Here is an 18,692-nt window from a genome sequence, read left to right on the forward strand (position 1 = left end):
TCACTGTATCGTATCTGGAACCGGCAAGTGCTCCGATGCCTCCCGATAAGCGGCATCCAGGTAGAGCTGAAGACCCTTCCGAACCGCCGCCGTCAGCTCGACATCCTCCCCATCGTGGGTGACGCCTCGTATCACAAGACGCTTGATCTCACGCTCGAGCGCAAGACGAAGCGCCGGCATCCGTTCGGATCGGCCACTTCCATCATTTTGATGGGCAAATGCCACAACGAGTAACCGGCGCAGGCCTGCGTTGAGCGCCTTGGCGATGGCGGCATCCTGGTTCGACATCTGACCTGACTTTCTCAAACTTACCGCTGTGGAACCATGATCCTCCCCAGCTAGTTCCTCGACCGCGTTGTCGGGTGACGCGATTGAAGGAACGGCCATGGCTCCGCGTGCTGTCTGGAAGGGTGTTCTCAAGATCGCCGAAGTGACCTGTCCGGTATCCCTCTACACGGCCGCGTCCACATCCGAGCGAATCTCGTTCCACACCCTGAACCGCAAGACCGGCAACCGCGTCCATCGCCAGTTCATCGACGAGGTCTCGGGCAAGCCGGTGGAGACCGAAGATCAGGTCAAGGGTTACGACAAGGGCAATGGTAACTACGTAATCCTCGAACCCGAAGAGATCGCTGCCGCCATCCCCGAGAGCGACAAGACGCTGACGGTCGAGACGTTCCTGCCCTGCGACGAGATCGACGATATCTTCTTCGACAAGCCCTACTACGTAGCGCCCAGCTCGCCGGTTGCGTCCGAGGCCTTCGCGCTGATCCGAGAGGGCATGAAGGGTCAAAAGTCTGCCGCACTTGCCAGGACGGTGATCTTCCGCCGAATGCGGTCGATCCTGATCCGGCCCCATGGCGAGGGACTGATCGCGACGACTCTCAACTTCGACTACGAAGTGCGATCCGCTGAAGACGCATTCAGCGATGTGCCGACGATCAAGATCGACGACGAGATGCTCCAGCTTGCTGAGCACATCATCAAGACAAAAGCCGGGGAGTTCGATCCAAAGGAATTCGACGACCGGTATGAAAGTGCGTTGGCAGAGCTTGTCCAGGCGAAGATCGAAGGACGCAAGATCAAGCCGCAGAAGCGGCCCGAGCCGACCAAGGTTGTCAGTCTGCTGGATGCGTTGCGCGAGAGCGCCAAAGGCGGAGCCGGCAAGAAGGCTGCAAAAGCGGCCGCCGCTTCGAAGGAAGCCCCGCGGAGAAAGGCCGGCTGATCACGTCTTGCGGGGTTCGAGGCTCCGCTTCAGCGCGTCCATGATGTTCACGACATTGCCTTCGCTGGCCTGAGGCTTCGCCGCTTTCGTGGGCTTACGGCCCTTCTGCTTGGCCTTGATGATGGCAAGAAGCTCGTCCTGAACCGGGTCCTTGGCAAGATCGGGCGACCAGTCCTTCGTCCGAGTGGTGATCAGCTTGTCCATGAGCGGCCGAAGATCAGCTTCAGGCTCGGCGTCCTTGATCCCTGCGAAATAATCCTTCTCGGGCCGGACCTCGTCGCCATAGCGCAGCGTCCACAGGACGATGCCGTTGTCGCGCGCATCGAGCAGCACGGCCCGTTCGCGGCGATAAAGCACGACGCGGGAGATCCCCACCGTCTTCGTCCGCTTCATCGCCTCGCGGATGACCGAGAACGCCTCCTCGCCGACCTTGGAGTCGGGCACGAGATAGTGGGGCGCGTCATACCAGATCCAGCCGACTGAGGATCTTGGCGCGAACGTCTGGATGTCGATCGTCCGGGTGCTTTCCAGAGCAACCGAATCCAGCTCGTCATCCTCCAGGACAACGTAGTCGTCATCTCCCTTAGGATAGCCTTTGACCTCGTCGTCATCAGCGACGGGCTTGCCGGTGACCGCATCCACGTACCTGCTCTGGATGCGGTTGCCAGTCTTGCGGTTCAGCGTGTGGAAGCGGACCTTCTCGCTTTCCGAACGCGCCGGCATCATCGCGACCGGGCAGGTCACGAGCGACAGCTTCAGATAGCCCTTCCAGAATGTCCGCGGCGCCATGGTCTTCATCTCCCGAATGGCCGGTGAACGCCGGGCTGTGGCCGTTCGTTCCGGTCGATCGCTTGCCGGTGGCCCGTCAGGCCGCCTCAGTGCGCTTGCCAAGTTTCTTGATGGCGTCGGCGATCGACCCCGCCGCGTCGTCGTAGCCCTCCCAAGCCTTGGTCTTCTTCAGCAGGCCAGGCAGGGTCCTGACGGTGAAGCGGCTCGGATCGAGATCGGCCTTCACTTGCGACCAGGTGAGCGGCATCGACGCATGGGCGCCTGGACGCGCCCTGGGGGACAAGGGTGCGACGGCGGTCGCCATACGGTCGTTGCGGAGATAGTCGAGGAAGATGCGGCCGTTGCGAAGTCGCTTGGACATGTTGATGACGTAGCGCGAGGGCTCCTCGCTTGCCAGCTCGGCACAGACCCGCCGTGCAAAGTCCTTGGCCGCCGGCCAATCGACGGTGGCGCGCTTGCCCGACGCCAGCGGCACGACGACGTGCAAGCCCTTGCCCCCGGTCGTCTTGCAGAAGCTGACCAGACCGAGGACCTCAAGCCGCTCGCGCATCTGCTTGGCTGCATCGATCACGTCGCCAAAAGTTACCCCCGGCCCTGGGTCCAGATCGAAGACGAGGCGCCCGGGCGTCTCCGGATCGCCGGGGAGGCAGTTCCAGGGGTGGAGTTCGATACCTCCGACTTGGGCTGCCGCAGCCAGTGCCTCGATCCGATCGATCTGGAGATAGGGCTTCTTGTCGCCGAAGACCCGAACGAGTTCGAACAGGTTCGATGTCCCCATGCCGGCATGGCGCTGGAAGAACGTCTCGCCGCCGATCCCATCAGGAGTGCGCACCAGAGAACAGGGCCTTCCCTTGATGTGCGGCAGCAGCCACGCGCCGACCGCCTCAAAATATTCAGCCAGGTCTTGCTTGGAGACAGGTCGGCCGTCTTCCGCATCGGGCCACAACGGCTTGTCGGGATGGCTGATGCTGACACCCATGACATCGGCCCTGCCGCCGCGTCCGCGAGCGCGAGAGGGAGGCCTGGGCTCGGGCGTCTGCGTATCCGCCGGATCGGCAGGCAGTTCGGTCTCGACCTCATCCGCAGGCTTGTCCTCGCGCAGTCCCTTGAATGCTGCCTGGCGGACCATGCCGTCACCGGTCCAGCCGGCGAATTCGATCTCGGCGACGAGTTCCGGTTTCAGCCAGGTCACACCCGGCTCACGTTTAGGCGCGCCTACGCCGGTGAAGGGCGATGCCTTCGCGGTGACGGCCTTGAGCCTCGGCAGCAGTGCATCAACCTTCGCCGCGCTGTAGCCGGTGCCGACACGGCCGACATAAACGAATTGGGAGCCCCGGTTGACGCCAACGAGAAGCGATCTGAACTTGCCTTCGGTGGTGGACCAGCCTCCGATCACGACCTCATGGCCGGCTCGACACTTGGACTTCGTCCAAGTGTCACTTCGTCCCGAGACGTAAGGTGCATCGACGGCCTTGGAGACGATGCCTTCCAGTGACAGCTTGCAGGCCGATTTCAGGACCGCATCGCCACCTGTCTCGAAATGCTCGACATAGCGCAGCACGACACCATCAGCATGATCCTCAAGATACGCCTTCAACTGCTCTTTTCGTCGAAGCAGAGGTCGCTCGCGCAGATCGGTATCCTTGTCGAACAGCATATCGAAGGCGAAGAAGACCAGATCATCAGTCTTGTTCTCGGAAAGGGCGGCCTGGAGCGCCGCAAAATCGGGCGAGCCGTGACCGTCGAGCGCAACGATCTCGCCGTCGATAATCGCGTCCGGCAGCCCCTTGGCTGCCTTCGCGATCGCGCCGAATTTTTGGGTCCAGTCCAGACCCTTCCGCGTTTTCAAGGTCACCTTGCCGGCGTCGATCCGCATCTGGATGCGATAGCCGTCGAACTTAATCTCATGGACCCAACCGCCGCCGTTGGTGGGACGCTCGATGCTCCGACAGAGCTGTGGCGCGATGAAGGCTGGCAGAGCAACTGGAGCGCCGGACTTGCTGGAGGCAAGCGCCTTAGGCGACGGAGATTTGGACTTGGAGGCGGGCTTGGTCGGTTCGTGCCTCTCGTCGGCCGCCAGTCCTTTCCGACTGTCCCACTCCGCGTCCGGGGCGAGGATATCGTCCTCTAGCATGAAAGGCTTGGGCGAGCGTCCCTTGCCTGCAGCGATGGTTGCCATGCTGCGACCTGACGCCACCGACTTATCGTCTGCCAGGACCGCGTCGCCATGGCTTTCGACGGCATGTTCGTCGCGGTGCTTGATCAGGAGCCAGTTGGTGCGCTTGCCGCCGTCCCGATCATGGCGCATGCGGACGAGGACGAAGCTGCCGTGTAAACGCTCACCCTCGAGTGCGAATTTAAGCTCGCCCTTCTCAAGTTGCCTTTCCGGGCTGAGCTTGCCTTCAGCTTCCCAGTAGCCGCGATCCCAGAGTTGGACCGTTCCGCCGCCATACTGCCCCTTCGGAATGGTGCCTTCGAAATCGCCGTAGGGCAGGGGGTGATCTTCGACCTCGACGGCCAGCCGCTTGTCGCCTGGATCGAGCGATGGACCCTTGGTCACAGCCCAGGAGCGAAAGACGCCATCGAGTTCCAGCCGCAGGTCGTAGTGCAGACGGGTTGCGTCATGCTTCTGGATCACGAACCGCAGGCGGTTCGACGCAGCGACCGAAGCCTCACCATCAGGCTCCTTGGTCTTCTCGAAATCGCGCTTCTGGCGATACGCCTTGAGCTTTTCCAACACACACCCCCACTGCACACTCGAAGTTGGACTGCCGCGATCAGGCGGCGATCTCGCGATAATGTGCTGCGGATGCAGCAAGGCGGTCGGCGCGATTCAGATCCTCCTGAGACCAGGCGGGGATGGGATCCTCCAGCAACGCCAGCAGAACCTCGCGGTCGATCTGGCCGTTGGCCACGGCGCTGGCGATGGCCGCTCTCGTCTCACGCTCGGCTCCAAGCTGTGCCGCGAGCGCCCGGATGAGCCTATCTCTGGGATCTTTACGCATGACCATCTCCCTGTTGAGAAGCAAAACAAGCTTTCGGGCTCGTGTGTTCCGTTGCACTCAAGGGCAGAGGGTGGATAGGCTAGCGTCACTATGCGCGATTGCGAATAAAACCGGAAACTGGTCGAATCCGGCTCACGCTCGCCATCGATTCGCCTGTCCTCACCACGCCCTATCTCGACGCGCTGAATTCGGCGCAGCGCCGCGCCGTCACCCACGGCGTCGGCAGCGATCTCGCCTCGCCCCTGCTGGTGATCGCGGGCGCGGGAAAGACCAATACGCTGGCGCATAGCGTCGCGCATCTGATCGTCACTGGCGCCGATCCGCGCCGCATCCTGCTGATGACCTTCTTGCGCCGCGCAACCGCCGAGATGACGACGCGCGTCGAGCGCATTGCCCACTAGATGGGGGAGGGCGCGAGCGTGATGACCGACGCGCTGAGCTGGGCCGGCACCTTCCACGGCCTTGGAGCAAGGATGCTGCGCGACCATGCCGACCAGATCGGCCTCGATCCTGCCTTCACATCCATGACCGCGAGGATGCGGCCGATCTGATTAATCTGGTGCGGCACGAGCTCGGCTTCTCGAAGACTGAAACGCGCTTTCCGGCCAAGGGCACCTGCCTGGCGATCTACTCGCGCTGCGTCAACGCCAAGGCCCCAATCGAGACCGTGCTAATCCGGTCCTTTCCCTGGTGCGTCGCCTGGGCGGCAGAACTGCGCGAGTTGTTCGCGGCCTATGTCGAGGCCACGCCGGCAGGATGTGCTTGATTACGACGATCTGCTGCTCTACTGGGCCCAGACCATGTGCGACCCCGATCTCGCCGCCGGTATCGGCGCGCGCTTCGATCACGTCATGGTGGACGTGTATCAGGACACCAACCGGCTGTAATCATCGATCCTGCTGGCGCTGAAACCGCGGCCCGGAAGGAATAGATCGACTGCGCGTCGTCGCCGACCACGGTGAGGCCGCGGCCATCGGGTGGGCGCTTGAAAAGCGCCGGAACGCGCACGGTGAAACTGCGCGGTCGCGCGAGGGCCGTGACGTTTCACGTCTTCGACCCACCTAACATCGAGGACATGCTCGATGGGGACCGTCCAGTCGTCTGGCGTGGGGACGATGCGCGTGTGGCGGCCGAAAACCGACGGCGTGCGGCTCGCAAAGCGGCTCTGGCGCGTGCCGCCAAGCATCAAGATAGGAAGGTGAGCGAGACGGAAGGCAACAAGGACGACGACGCGCGGGCGCCGTTGGAGGGCTGGGATGCGTTCTCGGCCGACGGCCTCCTCCGTTGAAGCCGACCATGACGACAGCTTGCGCGAGGCAATCTTGGCGGTTCTTTAGCGTAGGGGAGTAGGACAGCGCTGCCTCCACGAGATGACTGGTGGCCGCGGAAAGTTCGTGGGTCCCAAGGATCGAATGGGCCGACCGGCGGTTGACTGACATGCAGTCGACAACTGACCTTGCTCCCGATCCCCATATCCTTGTCCTCACGGGTGCCGGACTCCTCATCGCGCTCGTGGCCTGGCTGCCCTTGGCGCTGCAGCGCCTGCCCCTCTCCTTGCCGATCGTGTGCATAGCCTTGGGAGCGGCGATCTTCTCGCTGCCCTGGGTGACGCTTGATCCCTTGCCGATGCATTATCCCGAGATTACAGAGCGCTTCTCGGAGTTCGTGGTCATCATCGCCTTGATGGGCGCTGGGCTAAAGCTCGACAGGCTCTTCAGCTTCCGAAAATGGGCGATCACCTGGCGACTGATCGCGATCACGATGCCCCTAAGCATCGCTGCGATCATGCTTCTGGCCGGTTGGTGGCTAGGTGTACCATGGGCGATCGCACTCCTCCTTGCAGCCGCGTTGGCACCGACCGATCCCGTGCTGGCAGCCGACGTCCAGGTCGGCCCGCCGCAATCGGGACAGGAGGACGAGGTGCGCTTCGGACTGACCTCGGAGGCTGGACTGAATGACGGCTTCGCCTTCCCCTTCGTCCACCTCGCAATTGCTCTCGCAGCCGCCTCGGCCACGGGCGAGCCGTGGCTGACGGATTGGCTGACCTATAATGTGCTTTGGGAGATCGGCGCCGGCATAGCCGCCGGTTACGTCATCGGCCGCGCTTTTGGCTGGCTGACCTTTAACGCGCCGGCCAAGACCAAGCTGGCCAAGACCGGCGATGGCCTCATCGCGCTCTCGGCGACCTTAGTCTCCTACGGCCTGACCGAACTCATCCATTGCTACGGTTTCCTCGCGGTATTCGTCACGGCGCTGACCTTCCGCAACGCCCACCGCGATCACGACTTCCAGCTCGAGATGCATGAGCTGACCGAACAGATCGAGCGCATCGCTATGATGGTTCTGCTGCTGGCGTTCGGCGGCGCGCTCGTCAGCGGGCTGCTGGCACCCCTTTCTAGAATCGACGTTGTGCTGGCGTTGGTCATCCTTCTCGTCATACGCCCGGTCACAGGACTGATCGGACTGATCGGTCACGATGCGAACTGGACCGAGAGGCTGACGTTGGCGTTCTTCGGTATCCGGGGGGTCGGCACCATCTACTATCTCGCCTATGGGCTGAACCACATGGGCGTTGTCGAGGGAGGCGAGCGGCTCTGGGCGATCGTGGGCCTGATCATTCTGATGTCGATCCTGATGCACGGCATAACGGTCACACCGGTCATGCGTCTGCTCGACCGTCGCCGGGCGCATGATCCGGATAGGAATGGGGCAAGCACTGGATCCGTCGACGAGACCTGATCCCGGCTCAGCGACGCACAGGACGCAGCCGATCGCAACGCAACCAACGCTAGCCGGTAGCGTTACAGATCGGGGCGATAGCCACATATGCGGGTTGCGAGTGGGGACCAATGACCATGGCCGAACAACTCGAACTCGATGAGCACCGCGCCTTTCAAGAGAAGTACTGGACCGTCCAGCGCTGGGCCTGGGTCGGATACGGCCTCATCATCGTCGCTGCGCTGCTGGGGCTTTCAGGAGAAGGCGGGTTGTTCGCTCGCGCTCAAATCCAAGTGGCCGGCAATGAGATCAACTACCCCCGTTTCGCGCGCTGGCAGACAGAGGACACCATCTCCATCGCGTTCGCCCCAGCGGGGCAAGCCGACCGCAGAATTCTTATATCCCCCGAGTTCGGCAGAAGCATCGCGATCGAAGGGGCCCAGCCTCAGCCATCGAAATCATTGGCCACGGCGGCTGGCGAAGAGCTGATCGTCCACGTTCCACCTGGCGAACGCGCCAAGGCTAGGATCAGGATCAAGCCGGACACCCCCGGTATCGTACGCGGTACCGTTTCGATCGACGGCGCGCCCGCGGCCGTGACCCTGATCATTCTACCCTAGGATCCGTCATGGAAACCGTTCTTCGCGGCTTTGCGATCTACGTCGTCTTGCTTGTCATCGTTCGGCTGTCGGGGCGCAGGACGCTCGCGCAGATGACGCCCTTCGACCTCGTCCTTCTGCTGATCATCGCCGAGACCACGCAGCAAGCGCTGTTGGGGGACGATTTTTCGATCACCAACGCGCTTGTTCTGATCGTCACGCTTTTCGGGATCGACATCGCCCTATCCTATCTCAAGAAGGGATATAGTGGGTTGAGCCTGTTGATCGATGGCACGCCGACAATCCTCTTAAGCCATGGCCAGCCTGACGAGCGCGCGTTGAGGCGTGCCAGGGTCAGCATCGATGACGTTTTGAAGGCCGCTCGCATCCAACAAGGTCTGGAAAGACAGGATCAAATCAAATTCGCAGTCCTCGAAGCGAGCGGCGAGATCAGCATCGTACCGAAGGATTAGACGCGGCATCCAGCCTCAGAGCGTCAGCGTGGCTTGATCAGCGCCACCCTGCACCGCTCCAGTTCCGTCCATCATCCGCGACCGCCGTCGTGAGCGCCAAATTCCGCGAACGCGTCGCGAATTGTGCTCGCTGTCGCGTCATCCTGGATATCGACCGAGACCTCTATCGGCCCGGTCAGCTTGGCGTCGGACCGTTCACCCGTGCTCGGCGCAGCAGCATCGCTGTCGGCTCCGGCGGTCTGCTCGCCCGCACTGTTGGCATCTCCCGCAGGCGCGATGAGGATAAGGCTGCGATCGACGCCATGTTCCTGAACCAGACGCTCCACCGCCATCTCCGCGTCACGTCTCGTCTCGAACAGTCCAGTCACATTCGCAGCCATGACGGGTATCCCTCACGCTTGTGGCAAAGAACCTGAACTAGCGGCAGGCGGGATGGTTCGATGTTGCCATCGGACCAAAAGCATGGCGTCGAATGACTGCGTCCATCAGGGGCGGTTGGTGCTATGCTGATCGGCCTCGGCGATGGGTAACTGCCAATGCTCCCGGCGATGCACCCATAGCTCGTGATCAGGCGTCATCCCCGTCGGGGCTCGATCGAGGCTACCGATACGGATTTCGATCTCGGTGCTGTCGTCGGTTGCGAACAAGGCGCTTCCGCACATGCCACAGAAATGGCGTCGGTCAGTCGACCCCGTCCAGCTTCGGGTCTCGCCGCTTACTGTCACGGCGGCTTGGTCCCAAACCGCATAGGCCATGAATGCCGACCCCGTCTCCTTGCGGCAGGTCAGGCAATGGCACAGTCCGGTCCGGATCGGCTCGCCCGCCAGTTGAAACCGGACCTCGCCGCAGCAGCCACCCTCAAGTTCCATCCGCTCGAATCCCTTCTTGAGGTGATGTCGCGCGCCAACGCGTGCACGCCTCACCTCAGCTGGCTGTCCTTGCTACCGCGGCGGTTGTAAGCACTCATGGAGGCGGGCGCGTCACGCGTGGATTGGCAGTCGACGCAGGTGCGGACACCTGGCATCGCTTGCCTGCGCGCTTCGGGAATCTCCTCGCCGCAGCTCTGACAGTGGATCTCGCCCGGCCCCGAGGGAAGGCGCGACCGTGCGAGACGCACAGCGTCGCTGATGCTGTCGTCGATCTGATCCTGAACCGCTCCGTCTGGAGCCCACCCGCTCGCCATCATCTCGTCCCTTCCGCCTCTCGATCACTGATCTGTCATCACAAATCTGGAACGGCGAGGTGGACCCATGCGTTCCAAGGCCATCCCCAAAATGCATAGGATTCGGCAATGGCTCACGATTCGAACTCCATCTCCCGGCGCAAACTGGTCGGCGCCGCGGGCACGGGTCTGGCGTTGGCCGCCGCCGCGACGGGCGCGCAAGCCCAAGCGCCAACGACTGCTGCGCCGATGAGCGATCCGACGACCAAATATCCCAAGCCGCCCTTCCAGAAGCAGTCCCAGCCCTGGCCGGGCCTCGCCAGCAAGATGGAGCCCCGGCCGGATCATGGCGAGACGAGCTACAAAGGTTCCGGTCGGCTGGCAGGCAAGAAGGCCCTGATCACTGGCGGCGATTCCGGCATGGGACGGGCGGCCGCCATCGCCTATGCCCGCGAAGGCGCCGACGTCGCGATCAACTACCATCCCGATGAGGAGCCCGATGCGCGCGAGGTGGTCGCGCTGATCAAAGCGGCGGGCCGCAAGGCGGTGGCACTGCCGGGCGATCTGAGGGATCCGGCCTTCTGCGCCAAGCTCGTTACTGACGCTGTCGCAGGGCTTGGCGGGCTGGATATCGTCGTCAACAACGCGGCCCGCCAGCAGACCAACGCCTCGATCCTCGACATCACAAACGACGAGTTCGACTGGACGATCAAGACGAACATCTACGCGCCGTTCTGGATCATCAAAGCCGCGCTACCCCATCTGAAGCCAGGCGCTGTGATCATCGGCACGACCTCCGAGCAGGCGACGAATCCGTCGGCTGACCTCTACGACTATGCGCAGACCAAGGCCGCAACGACGAACTATGTGCTCTCTCTCGCCAAGCAGCTCGGCAAGAAGGGCATCCGCGTGAATGGCGTCGCGCCCGGCCCGATCTGGACGCCATTACAGGTCAGCGGTGGTGCGACGGACGAGAAGCTCGAAAAATTCGGGGGGATGACGGCTCTCGGGAGGCCGGGCCAGCCGGCCGAATTGGCTTCGATCTATGTTCAGCTTGCGGCGGAAGACGCCAGCTTCACGACCGGCGGGATCTACAATGCCCATGGTGGTGGCACGGTGAGCTGACAAATCCTCAATCGGGCCAGCCGCGCGGAATCCGTTGCGCTGCGCTCTCTAATCAGTGTTGCCGGCGGCGGCCGCAACCCGGAGCTTTTCAACCAGGAGACTGGCAGGAAGCGACAATCCCCTGTTCCTTATCGAGATGACAAATTGGCGGCAGGCCCAGGAGTCGGTTAGCGGGACAACCGTCAGACCCAGCGCCTGCTGAACGGCGCGCGCTTCCTCGCCGGGGACGATGGCGACAGCCAGTCCAGCGGCGACGATCCGGTAGGCAGCATCCACCGTCGACACCTGGATCCGGTGGATCAGCTGCTTTCCGGCAGCTCCTGCAGCACTCCGTTGTCGCTGCTGCAAGATGCTGCGAGCCAGGATATCGACGTGCTCGTAGTCCAGAGTCTCGATGAAGGCGACCGCGTCGCGGTTAGCAAGCGGGTGCCCCTCGGGTACCACGACGGCGAGGTGATCCCGGTGATAGGGAAAGACGGTCAGATCCCGGAAATCCACCGCATCCCAGCAAACGCCGATATCGGCTCGTCCCTCTTCGACGCCCCTCACAACCTCCCAGATTTCCCGCTCCTCCATGCTCACTCGGACGTCGCGGTAAATCTTGGCGAAGCGGCCGATGTCATTGGGTAGGAACTGGGCGAGCGCCGACTTGCTGCCGAAAACGCGAACCTGGCCCTGCACGCCCTGCGCAAAGGCGCCGAGCTCCGATTTGATCCGGTCCAGCATCTGCAGCGACTCCCGCGCATAGCGCCAGAGCGCCTCGCCCGCGGCCGTGACCGTCACGCCTCGACGACCACGCTCAAACAATCTGACGCCGGCTTCGCTTTCCATCTGGGCGAGGCGCTTGCTTATCGCCGAGGGCACGATCGCTTCCCTCTGGGCGGCGGCCGCGATGTTGCCCTCCTCGCAGACAGCGACGAACAGGCGCAAGGATACGGGGTCGAAACTGCGCATGAAGCCTCCCGCGGAGTTTTACAGCCATCTCCAAATGGAACGGCTTTGATGAATAATGACCACGCCAGAGGTGGCTGATATTGCCTTTGGCTCGCTCTATCGTCCCGTCAACCAAAAACGGGAAGGCAACGATGGCGAAACTGGCTCTTGGCATGTTGCTGGCGACGGCGATCGCGACGCCAGCTGCGGCGCAGAATTATCCATCACGGCCGATCACGATGATCGTTCCCTTTGCCGCTGGGGGGCCGACCGACACGGTCGCTCGTGTGACCGCGGAAACAATGGGCCGCATTCTCGGCCAGAACATCATCGTCGAAAATGTGGCCGGCGCCGGCGGCACGACCGGCAGTCATCGCGCCGTCCGCTCCGATCCCGACGGCCACACCATCCTGCTCAATCATCTCGGACTGGCGACGGCCGTCACGCTCTATCGCAAGCTGCCTTTCGATCCGACGGCCGATCTCAGGCCCGTCGGGGTCGTCTCGGATGCCAGCATGGCGATCATCGCCCGGCCGGGATACCAGCCTGAATCGCTCGCGGATCTGATCAAGGACGTCAAAACGCGCGGGCAGGATATGACCTTTGCCCATTCGGGCCTGGGCGCCTCCTCGCAACTCTGCGGACTGCTGTTCATGGCGGCCGTGGACAAAAAGCTCACTCAGGTGCCTTTCCGGGGCGGCGGGCCGGTGCTGCAGGCGCTGCTAGCGAACCAGGTCGACCTTGGCTGCGAGCAGGCCACCACTGCCGCGCCCCAGCTGCAGTCGAAGAGCATCAAGGGCTATGCTGTCACGAGCACGCACCGCATCCCTGCGCTTCCCGATGTGCCCACCGTCGGCGAAGGCGGTCTTCCCAACATGGACATCAGCGTGTGGCACGGCCTTTTCGTACCTGCGAAGACCCCTGACTCCGTAATTCAGACGTTGACGGCAGCGTTGGCGAAGGCTCTGCAGGACCCCACGCTCGCCAGACGCTTCATTGACATCAGCACCGCACCGACGCCGGAAAAAGCCACCCCGCACTCCCTGGCGCAGACCCTGAAAAGCGACATTGGCCGCTGGCGTCCGCTCATCCAGGCCGCCGGTCAGTTCGCCGACTGAACCCAGCCGATCTCCTCCCATAGGAAGCCATTTTAATGCGTATCGTCGACATCCGGGAGCGCACGGCTCCGATCGCCTCGCCCATCGCCAATGCCTTCATCGACTTCTCGAAGATGACGCTGAGCCTGGTTGCCGTCGTCACCGACGTCGTCCGCGACGGCAGGCCGGTGATCGGCTACGGCTTCAATTCGAACGGGCGCTATGGCCAGGGCGGGCTGATCCGCGAGCGCTTCGCGCCGCGTATCCTCGAGGCGGCGCCCGAGAGCCTGCTCGATGCCGAGGGCGGCAATCTCGACCCCGGCAAGGTCTGGGCCGCGATGTTCACCAATGAGAAGCCGGGCGGCCATGGCGAGCGCTCCGTCGCGATGGGCACGATCGACATGGCGGTCTGGGATGCCGTCGCTAAGATCGCCGGCAAGCCGCTCTTCCGTCTGCTGGCGGAGCGTGCCGGCGTTAGCGCCGATCCGAAGGTCTTCGTTTATGCCGCCGGCGGCTACTATTATCCCGGCAAGGGGCTGGCAGGGCTGGCGGCCGAGATGCAGGGCTATCTCGACCGCGGCTACACGGTGGTGAAAATGAAGATCGGCGGCGCTTCGCTGGTCGACGACTGCAAGCGCATCGAGACCGTGCTGAAGATGCTGCCAACCGGCTGCCGGCTCGCGGTCGATGCCAATGGCCGCTTCGATCTCGACACCGCCATCGCTTATGCCAAGGCGCTGCGGCAATACGATCTGTTCTGGTACGAGGAGGCCGGCGATCCGCTCGACTACGACCTTCAAGCTCGGCTCGCCGAGCATTATCCCGGCCCGATGGCGACCGGCGAGAACTTGTTCTCGATGCAGGACGCGCGCAACCTGATCCGGTATGGCGGCATGCGCCCGGACCGCGACTGGCTGCAGTTCGACTGCGCGCTGAGCTACGGCCTCGTCGAATATCTGCGCACGCTGGAGATGCTGAAGCAGAATGGCTGGTCCTGGCGCCGCTGCATCCCCCATGGCGGCCACCAGATGTCGCTGAACATCGCAGCGGGCCTCGGCCTCGGCGGCAATGAATCCTACCCCGACCTGTTCCAGCCCTATGGCGGCTTCCCCGACGGTGTGCGTGTCGAGGCCGGCCACATCGTCATGCCGGACCTGCCGGGCATTGGCTTCGAGGGCAAGGCGGACCTGATAAGCGAAATGCGCAGCCTCGCCGCGTGAGGCTACAGGCGCCGTTCTTGTGCGCCAATTGCTGACGTTGGCGTCTTGCCCAGAAGCAGACGCTAAGCGCCCTATCGGGAATGCCACGCCGGCCACTAAAAATTGCGGATCCAGCTAGGTTCTGAGAACGATTTTTGCTGCACCGACACGACCACCATCGATGTCGGCAAAAGCTTGGTCGCCCACATTCAGAGGTCGTTGCTCGATCCAGCCGAGGGCGCCGAGACGTCCTTGAGCCAGAGCCTCAACGGTCTGCGCAAAATCGGCCGGCGTATAGCAGTAGACGCCGGCCAGCGTGACTTCCTGGAGGGTGATCTTGCGAACGTCGAGGCCGCCTTGCCCGGGCAGCAGGCCAACATGCACGATCACGCCGCCGGGGCGCACGATGCGGCAGGCGGCCGCCCGGGTCGCATCGGCACCGACCGCGTCGATGACGAGATCGGCGCTGTTGGCACCTGGCTCGTCCTCACCCGGCTGATAGACCCCAATCCCTTCCGCCAGCACCGTCGCGCGGCGCTGCAGGTTGGTTTCGCCGATAACGAGATCGCGGGTGCCGAACAGCCGCGCGACCAGCCCGGCGGCCAATCCGATCGCGCCGCCGCCGAGAACCACGACACGACAGGCCGCAAGCGGCTGGTGCAGGCGCTGCATGCCGGTCCGCACAGCATGCCAGGAGACCGCGACGGGCTCGGCCAGCGCCGCATGGGCGATCGGCATCGCTTCGGGGATCGGCGTCACATTGCGCAGCGGAATCCGGGCTAGTTCGGCGAAGGCGCCGGGCCGCGGCGGCATTGAGATGATCTGCCGCGTCGGCGAGAGATGCCAACGCCCCTCGATCGCATAGGGACAGGCCGGGTCGACCACGAGGGGATTGATGGTGACGCGTTCGCCGGCACGGGGCCCCGTTGCAATACGCCCCGCCGCCTCATGGCCGAGGATCAGCGGCGGCGGGCGGCGGGCGTCGAAGCCGTGATAGGCGTGCATGTCGGAGCCGCAGATGCCGACCGCCTCGACCCGGACCAGCACCTCGTCGGTTTCTGGCACGGGGTCGGGCTCGTCTCTGAAGACGAGGCTGTTGGGGCCGATATAGACCAAAGCTTTCATGCAGCGCGCGTCATCATTTAGCGGTGAAACCGCCATCGACCGCCAGTGTCTGGCCTGTGACATAGGCGGAGGCCGGCGCAGCCAGGAAGACCGCAGCGCCGGCGAGATCGGCGAGTTCGCCATTGCGGCCGATGGCGGTCTGCGCCGCGTTTTTGGCGGCGCGCGTGGGGTCGGCGAAGACGGGCGCCGTCAACGGCGTCGGGAAGAAGCCCGGCGCGATGGCGTTGCAGGTGACGCCATTGCGCGACCATTCCTCGGCGATGGCGCGGGTTAGTTGGACGACGCCACCCTTCGCGGCACCATAGGGAGCGCAGTCGGGGAAGGCCCGGTAGCTCTGCAGAGAGGCGATGTTGACGATGCGGCCATAGCCGCGCTGCGCCATGCCTGGCGCAAAGGCCTGGGTCAGCAGGAAAGGCGCACGCAGATGCACCGCCATGTGCAGGTCGAAGGCCTCGGCCGTGACCTGCATGAAAGGCTGGCGCAGATTGAGCCCGGCGGCATTGACGAGGATGTCGATAGACCGGCCCAGCCGCTCGCAGGTCGCGGCCAAGGTGGCGCCGGCCTCCGGCGAGGCGAGATCGACGGCGACGATGTCGGTCGCGATGCCCTCCGCCCGCAGCCCCTCGGCCGCCTCACGCAATGCATCCTCCCGTCTTGCGACGATGACGAGATCGGCGCCCGCCAGACCCAGCGCCCGCGCCATAGCGAGGCCGATGCCGCTGTTGCCGCCTGTGACCAGCGCGGTCTTGCCGGTGAGGTCAAAAAGAGGGGTCAGCCCGAACATGTCTCAGACCTCGACCGGCGTGCCGAGGTCGACATTGGAGCCTGGAGCATATTTGGCCATGCGCGCGTCGCTGGTGCGGGCATGGGCCTCCATGCCCTCCAGCCTCGAGATTCGGGCCGAGACGGGAGCGATGCGCTGGCACGCGTCGCGGTCCATGCGTTGCCAGGTCAGGGGCTTCAGGAATTTGTGCACCGACAGCCCGGCCGAGTAACGGGCCGCGAACTTGGTCGGAAGGATGTGGTTGGGGCCCGAGACCTTGTCACCGAAGGCGACATTGGTTTCCTCGCCGAGGAAGAGCGAGCCGTAATTGCTCAGATTGTCATGCCACCAGTCGAGGTCGCTGCAATGCACCTCCAGATGCTCGCAGGCATAGCGATCTGAGACGGCCACCATTTCCTCGCGCGTGTCGCACTGGACGATCTCGCCATAGTCGCGCCAGGCGGCTCCGGCCGCATCGCGCGCTGTTGGCGGCAGGGTCGCGATCAGTTCCGGCATCAGCCGGGCAACCTCGTCGGCCATGCGGCGCGAACTGGTGATCAGCCAGGCCGGGCTTTCGTGGCCATGCTCGGCCTGCCCGACGAGATCGGTCGCGACGATCAGCGGGTCGGCGGTCTCGTCGGCGAGGACCGCGACCTCGGAGGGGCCGGCGAAGACATCGATCCCGACCTTGCCGAACAGCATGCGCTTGGCCTCGGCGACGAATTTGTTGCCGGGCCCGACGATGATGTCGGCCGGCTGGCCGGTGAACAGGCCGTACGTCATGGCGGCGATGGCCTGAACGCCGCCCAGGCACATGATGATGTCGGCTCCCGCCACCGTCATCGCGTAAAGCACATGGGGATGGATGCCCTGGCCGCGAAAGGGCGCCGAGCAGGCGACGACGGTTTTCACACCGGCGGCCTTGGCGGTCGCGACAGACATATAGGCCGAGGCGATATGGGCATAGCGGCCGGTTGGCACATAGCATCCGGCGGTGTTCACCGGCACGAGCTTCTGGCCGAGATGCAGGCCCGGCGATATCTCGATCGAGAAATCCCGGCACGATTCGCGCTGCGCCTGCGCGAAGCGCCGGACCTGTCCCGCCGCGAAGCTGATGTCGTCCTTGACGCTTTGGGGGATGTCGCTGATGCGCGCGGCGATGGCCGCCTTGTCCATCACGATGTCACCGTCCCATTTGTCGAGCTTGCGCGCATAGTCGCGCACGGCCTGCTCGCCGCTGGTCTCGATCGCGGCCAGCATGGCGGTGACCACCTCGCGCGCCGCGTCGGTTTCGGTTTCGGGCGTCTTGGTGGCGGTTTTCAGATGCGTGATGGCCATGGCGCTGTCCGCTTGAAATCAGATTGAGGGATACGGCGGCGGCCCGGAGGCCGCCGCTGCTCGCCGTGTCGCTGTGTCAGGTCACTTCTTGTCGAACTCGGTCGCGAAGGCCTTGAGCTTGGGATCGGCCGCGACGCGCTTGAGGAAGTCGTCGGTGAGGTAGCTCTTGGCGTCCGGATTCGCCGGGATCGTGCCGACATCGGTGATGAACTTGCCGATCTCGGCGAACCAGCCGTCGACGGTCGAGGCGCCGGCGCCGCGCGCCATCAGCTTGAGCTGCTCGTCGAGCCCGAAGGTCGGGCGCAGATCGAACTCCTGGTCCATGGCGCGGGCCGTGACCTCGAGACCGCCCTGCTTGTAGAAGTCGAGCGCCAGCGTGCGCGCCTCGGCCGGATTGGCCTTGGCCCAGGACCAGCCGCGCAGGAACACGGCCAGGAACTTCGCGACATCGTCCGGCCGTTCCTTGGCGAAATCGCCGCGCACGATCAGCGCACCCGGCACCACCGCGCCGGCATCCGCGCCGGAGCAGAGATATTTCGCGTTGGCGCGGTCCTCAAGCGTGTAGGTGTTGGGCGCCCAGACGCCCGCGACGTCGCCATTGTTGGAGGTGATCGCGGTGATGATCTGGGCCTGGCCGAGATTCACGAACTGCATGTCGTTCTGCGCCAGGCCGAATTTGGCCAGGCATTTGCGGGCCGAGTAGTCCACCGTGGAGTTGGTGGTCAGCAGCAGCTTCTGGCCCTTGAGCAGCTTCGGATCGGCCTTGATCGCGTCGAACTTGTCGCCGCGCACCATAATGGCGTTGGCCTTGGATTCGTCGTTGGTCAGGCCGATCGTCAGGATGTTGAAGCGCACCGCGCCGAGCACCGCTGGAACCGAGCCGGTGCCGCCGACATCCCAGGACTTCGCGGCCGAAGCGGCGATCTGCGGCGCGCCGGCCGGGAAGGTCGAGAAATTCGGCGTCAGGCCGACATCCTTCCACCAGCCCTTCACCGTCGCGTAGTGGAAGGGCAGAGCCCAATAGAGCGAGGGCTGATAGCTGACGCCGATGGCGGTCTGAGCCCGCGCCGCGCCGGGTGCGCCAAAGGCGAGCGTCGCCGCGATACCCAGTCCTGCAATGATGCGTTTCATCTTCGCTCTC

The 18,692-nt window shown here is 63.9% G+C and carries 19 protein-coding genes and 2 pseudogenes; 8 read left to right on the forward strand and 13 right to left on the reverse strand.

Going from position 1 to position 18,692, the window contains the following annotated elements; all coding sequences use genetic code 11:
* A complete protein-coding gene (locus BMZ21_RS30000) occupies window positions 1-387 on the reverse strand; it encodes a hypothetical protein (RefSeq protein ID WP_143079757.1) in 387 nt (128 codons plus the stop codon).
* Between BMZ21_RS30000 and ku (BMZ21_RS22040) the strand changes: the two genes are divergently transcribed.
* Window positions 386-1,225 (forward strand): non-homologous end joining protein Ku, encoded by an 840-nt coding sequence (ku, locus tag BMZ21_RS22040; protein WP_091839637.1) that lies wholly within the window; start codon window positions 386-388, stop codon window positions 1,223-1,225. The genes BMZ21_RS30000 and ku (BMZ21_RS22040) overlap by 2 nt on opposite strands.
* On the opposite strand, the gene ku (BMZ21_RS22045) is transcribed toward ku (BMZ21_RS22040), so the two are convergent.
* The 3 genes from ku (BMZ21_RS22045) to BMZ21_RS22055 form a co-directional block, all read right to left on the reverse strand.
* Window positions 1,226-2,014 (reverse strand): non-homologous end joining protein Ku, encoded by a 789-nt coding sequence (gene ku, locus BMZ21_RS22045; RefSeq protein ID WP_091840186.1) that lies wholly within the window; start codon window positions 2,012-2,014, stop codon window positions 1,226-1,228.
* Between the two features lie 76 nt (window positions 2,015-2,090).
* Complete coding sequence (gene ligD, locus BMZ21_RS22050) at window positions 2,091-4,754, reverse strand: DNA ligase D (protein ID WP_091839640.1); 2,664 nt, start codon at window positions 4,752-4,754, stop codon at window positions 2,091-2,093.
* Between the two features lie 37 nt (window positions 4,755-4,791).
* The gene (locus BMZ21_RS22055) at window positions 4,792-5,043 is read right to left on the reverse strand and encodes a hypothetical protein (RefSeq protein WP_244543957.1); all 252 of its coding nucleotides are present in this window, start codon (window positions 5,041-5,043) and stop codon (window positions 4,792-4,794) included.
* A 119-nt stretch (window positions 5,044-5,162) separates the two neighbouring features.
* Here BMZ21_RS22055 and BMZ21_RS22060 point away from each other — a divergent pair.
* Window positions 5,163-5,903: pseudogene (locus BMZ21_RS22060) on the forward strand (UvrD-helicase domain-containing protein); the annotation flags it as partial.
* On the opposite strand, the pseudogene BMZ21_RS31160 reads toward BMZ21_RS22060, so the two are convergent.
* Window positions 5,869-5,997 (reverse strand): annotated as a pseudogene (locus BMZ21_RS31160) (UvrD-helicase domain-containing protein); the annotation flags it as partial. The pseudogenes BMZ21_RS22060 and BMZ21_RS31160 sit on opposite strands and share 35 nt — an antisense overlap.
* 459 nt (window positions 5,998-6,456) lie before the next feature.
* Between BMZ21_RS31160 and BMZ21_RS22070 the strand changes: the two are divergent.
* The 3 genes from BMZ21_RS22070 to BMZ21_RS22080 all read left to right on the forward strand — a co-directional run bounded on the left by BMZ21_RS22070 (window position 6,457) and on the right by BMZ21_RS22080 (window position 8,809).
* Window positions 6,457-7,758: a cation:proton antiporter gene (locus tag BMZ21_RS22070; protein WP_091839646.1), complete on the forward strand. Its 1,302-nt coding sequence runs from the start codon at window positions 6,457-6,459 to the stop codon at window positions 7,756-7,758.
* Between the two features lie 116 nt (window positions 7,759-7,874).
* Entirely contained in the window at window positions 7,875-8,357 is a 483-nt protein-coding gene (locus BMZ21_RS22075) for a hypothetical protein (RefSeq protein WP_143079758.1), read from the forward strand.
* An 8-nt stretch (window positions 8,358-8,365) separates the two neighbouring features.
* Entirely contained in the window at window positions 8,366-8,809 is a 444-nt protein-coding gene (locus BMZ21_RS22080; protein WP_091839653.1) for a DUF421 domain-containing protein, read from the forward strand.
* Between the two features lie 71 nt (window positions 8,810-8,880).
* On the opposite strand, the gene BMZ21_RS22085 is transcribed toward BMZ21_RS22080, so the two are convergent.
* The 3 genes from BMZ21_RS22085 to BMZ21_RS22095 form a co-directional block, all read right to left on the reverse strand.
* Entirely contained in the window at window positions 8,881-9,189 is a 309-nt protein-coding gene (locus BMZ21_RS22085) for a hypothetical protein (RefSeq protein ID WP_091839657.1), read from the reverse strand.
* Window positions 9,190-9,294: 105 nt separating this feature from the next.
* Window positions 9,295-9,678, reverse strand: coding sequence for a GFA family protein (locus BMZ21_RS22090; RefSeq protein ID WP_091839660.1), 384 nt, complete (start codon window positions 9,676-9,678; stop codon window positions 9,295-9,297).
* 50 nt (window positions 9,679-9,728) lie between these two features.
* Window positions 9,729-9,995 carry a DksA/TraR family C4-type zinc finger protein gene (locus BMZ21_RS22095; protein WP_425285468.1) on the reverse strand — a complete coding sequence of 89 codons (267 nt, stop codon included), beginning with the start codon at window positions 9,993-9,995 and terminating at the stop codon, window positions 9,729-9,731.
* Window positions 9,996-10,220: 225 nt separating this feature from the next.
* On the opposite strand from BMZ21_RS22095, the gene BMZ21_RS22100 reads away from it, so the two are divergent.
* Window positions 10,221-11,096 carry an SDR family oxidoreductase gene (locus BMZ21_RS22100; protein WP_244543958.1) on the forward strand — a complete coding sequence of 292 codons (876 nt, stop codon included), beginning with the start codon at window positions 10,221-10,223 and terminating at the stop codon, window positions 11,094-11,096.
* A 48-nt stretch (window positions 11,097-11,144) separates the two neighbouring features.
* Here the strand turns inward: BMZ21_RS22100 and BMZ21_RS22105 are convergent, their stop codons facing one another.
* Window positions 11,145-12,050 (reverse strand): LysR family transcriptional regulator, encoded by a 906-nt coding sequence (locus BMZ21_RS22105; RefSeq protein ID WP_091839666.1) that lies wholly within the window; start codon window positions 12,048-12,050, stop codon window positions 11,145-11,147.
* 131 nt (window positions 12,051-12,181) lie between these two features.
* Between BMZ21_RS22105 and BMZ21_RS22110 the strand changes: the two genes are divergently transcribed.
* Both BMZ21_RS22110 and BMZ21_RS22115 read left to right on the forward strand, forming a co-directional pair.
* Window positions 12,182-13,147, forward strand: coding sequence for a tripartite tricarboxylate transporter substrate-binding protein (locus tag BMZ21_RS22110; RefSeq protein WP_244543959.1), 966 nt, complete (start codon window positions 12,182-12,184; stop codon window positions 13,145-13,147).
* 29 nt (window positions 13,148-13,176) lie between these two features.
* Entirely contained in the window at window positions 13,177-14,346 is a 1,170-nt protein-coding gene (locus tag BMZ21_RS22115) for a mandelate racemase/muconate lactonizing enzyme family protein (protein ID WP_091839669.1), read from the forward strand.
* Between the two features lie 114 nt (window positions 14,347-14,460).
* Here the strand turns inward: BMZ21_RS22115 and BMZ21_RS22120 are convergent, their stop codons facing one another.
* The 4 genes from BMZ21_RS22120 to BMZ21_RS22135 form a co-directional block, all read right to left on the reverse strand.
* Complete coding sequence (locus BMZ21_RS22120) at window positions 14,461-15,486, reverse strand: zinc-dependent alcohol dehydrogenase (protein ID WP_244543960.1); 1,026 nt, start codon at window positions 15,484-15,486, stop codon at window positions 14,461-14,463.
* Window positions 15,464-16,234: an SDR family NAD(P)-dependent oxidoreductase gene (locus tag BMZ21_RS22125; RefSeq protein WP_091839677.1), complete on the reverse strand. Its 771-nt coding sequence runs from the start codon at window positions 16,232-16,234 to the stop codon at window positions 15,464-15,466. Before BMZ21_RS22125 ends, BMZ21_RS22120 begins: the two co-directional genes overlap by 23 nt.
* A gap of 3 nt (window positions 16,235-16,237) precedes the next feature.
* The gene (gene hpsN, locus BMZ21_RS22130) at window positions 16,238-17,551 is read right to left on the reverse strand and encodes a sulfopropanediol 3-dehydrogenase (protein ID WP_091839681.1); all 1,314 of its coding nucleotides are present in this window, start codon (window positions 17,549-17,551) and stop codon (window positions 16,238-16,240) included.
* A gap of 81 nt (window positions 17,552-17,632) precedes the next feature.
* On the reverse strand, window positions 17,633-18,682 hold the full coding sequence (locus BMZ21_RS22135; RefSeq protein ID WP_091839685.1) for an ABC transporter substrate-binding protein: 1,050 nt from the start codon (window positions 18,680-18,682) through the stop codon (window positions 17,633-17,635).
* Window positions 18,683-18,692 lie beyond the last annotated feature (10 nt).

The organism is Allobosea lupini, assembly GCF_900109525.1.
GTDB classification, from domain to species: domain Bacteria; phylum Pseudomonadota; class Alphaproteobacteria; order Rhizobiales; family Beijerinckiaceae; genus Allobosea; species Allobosea lupini.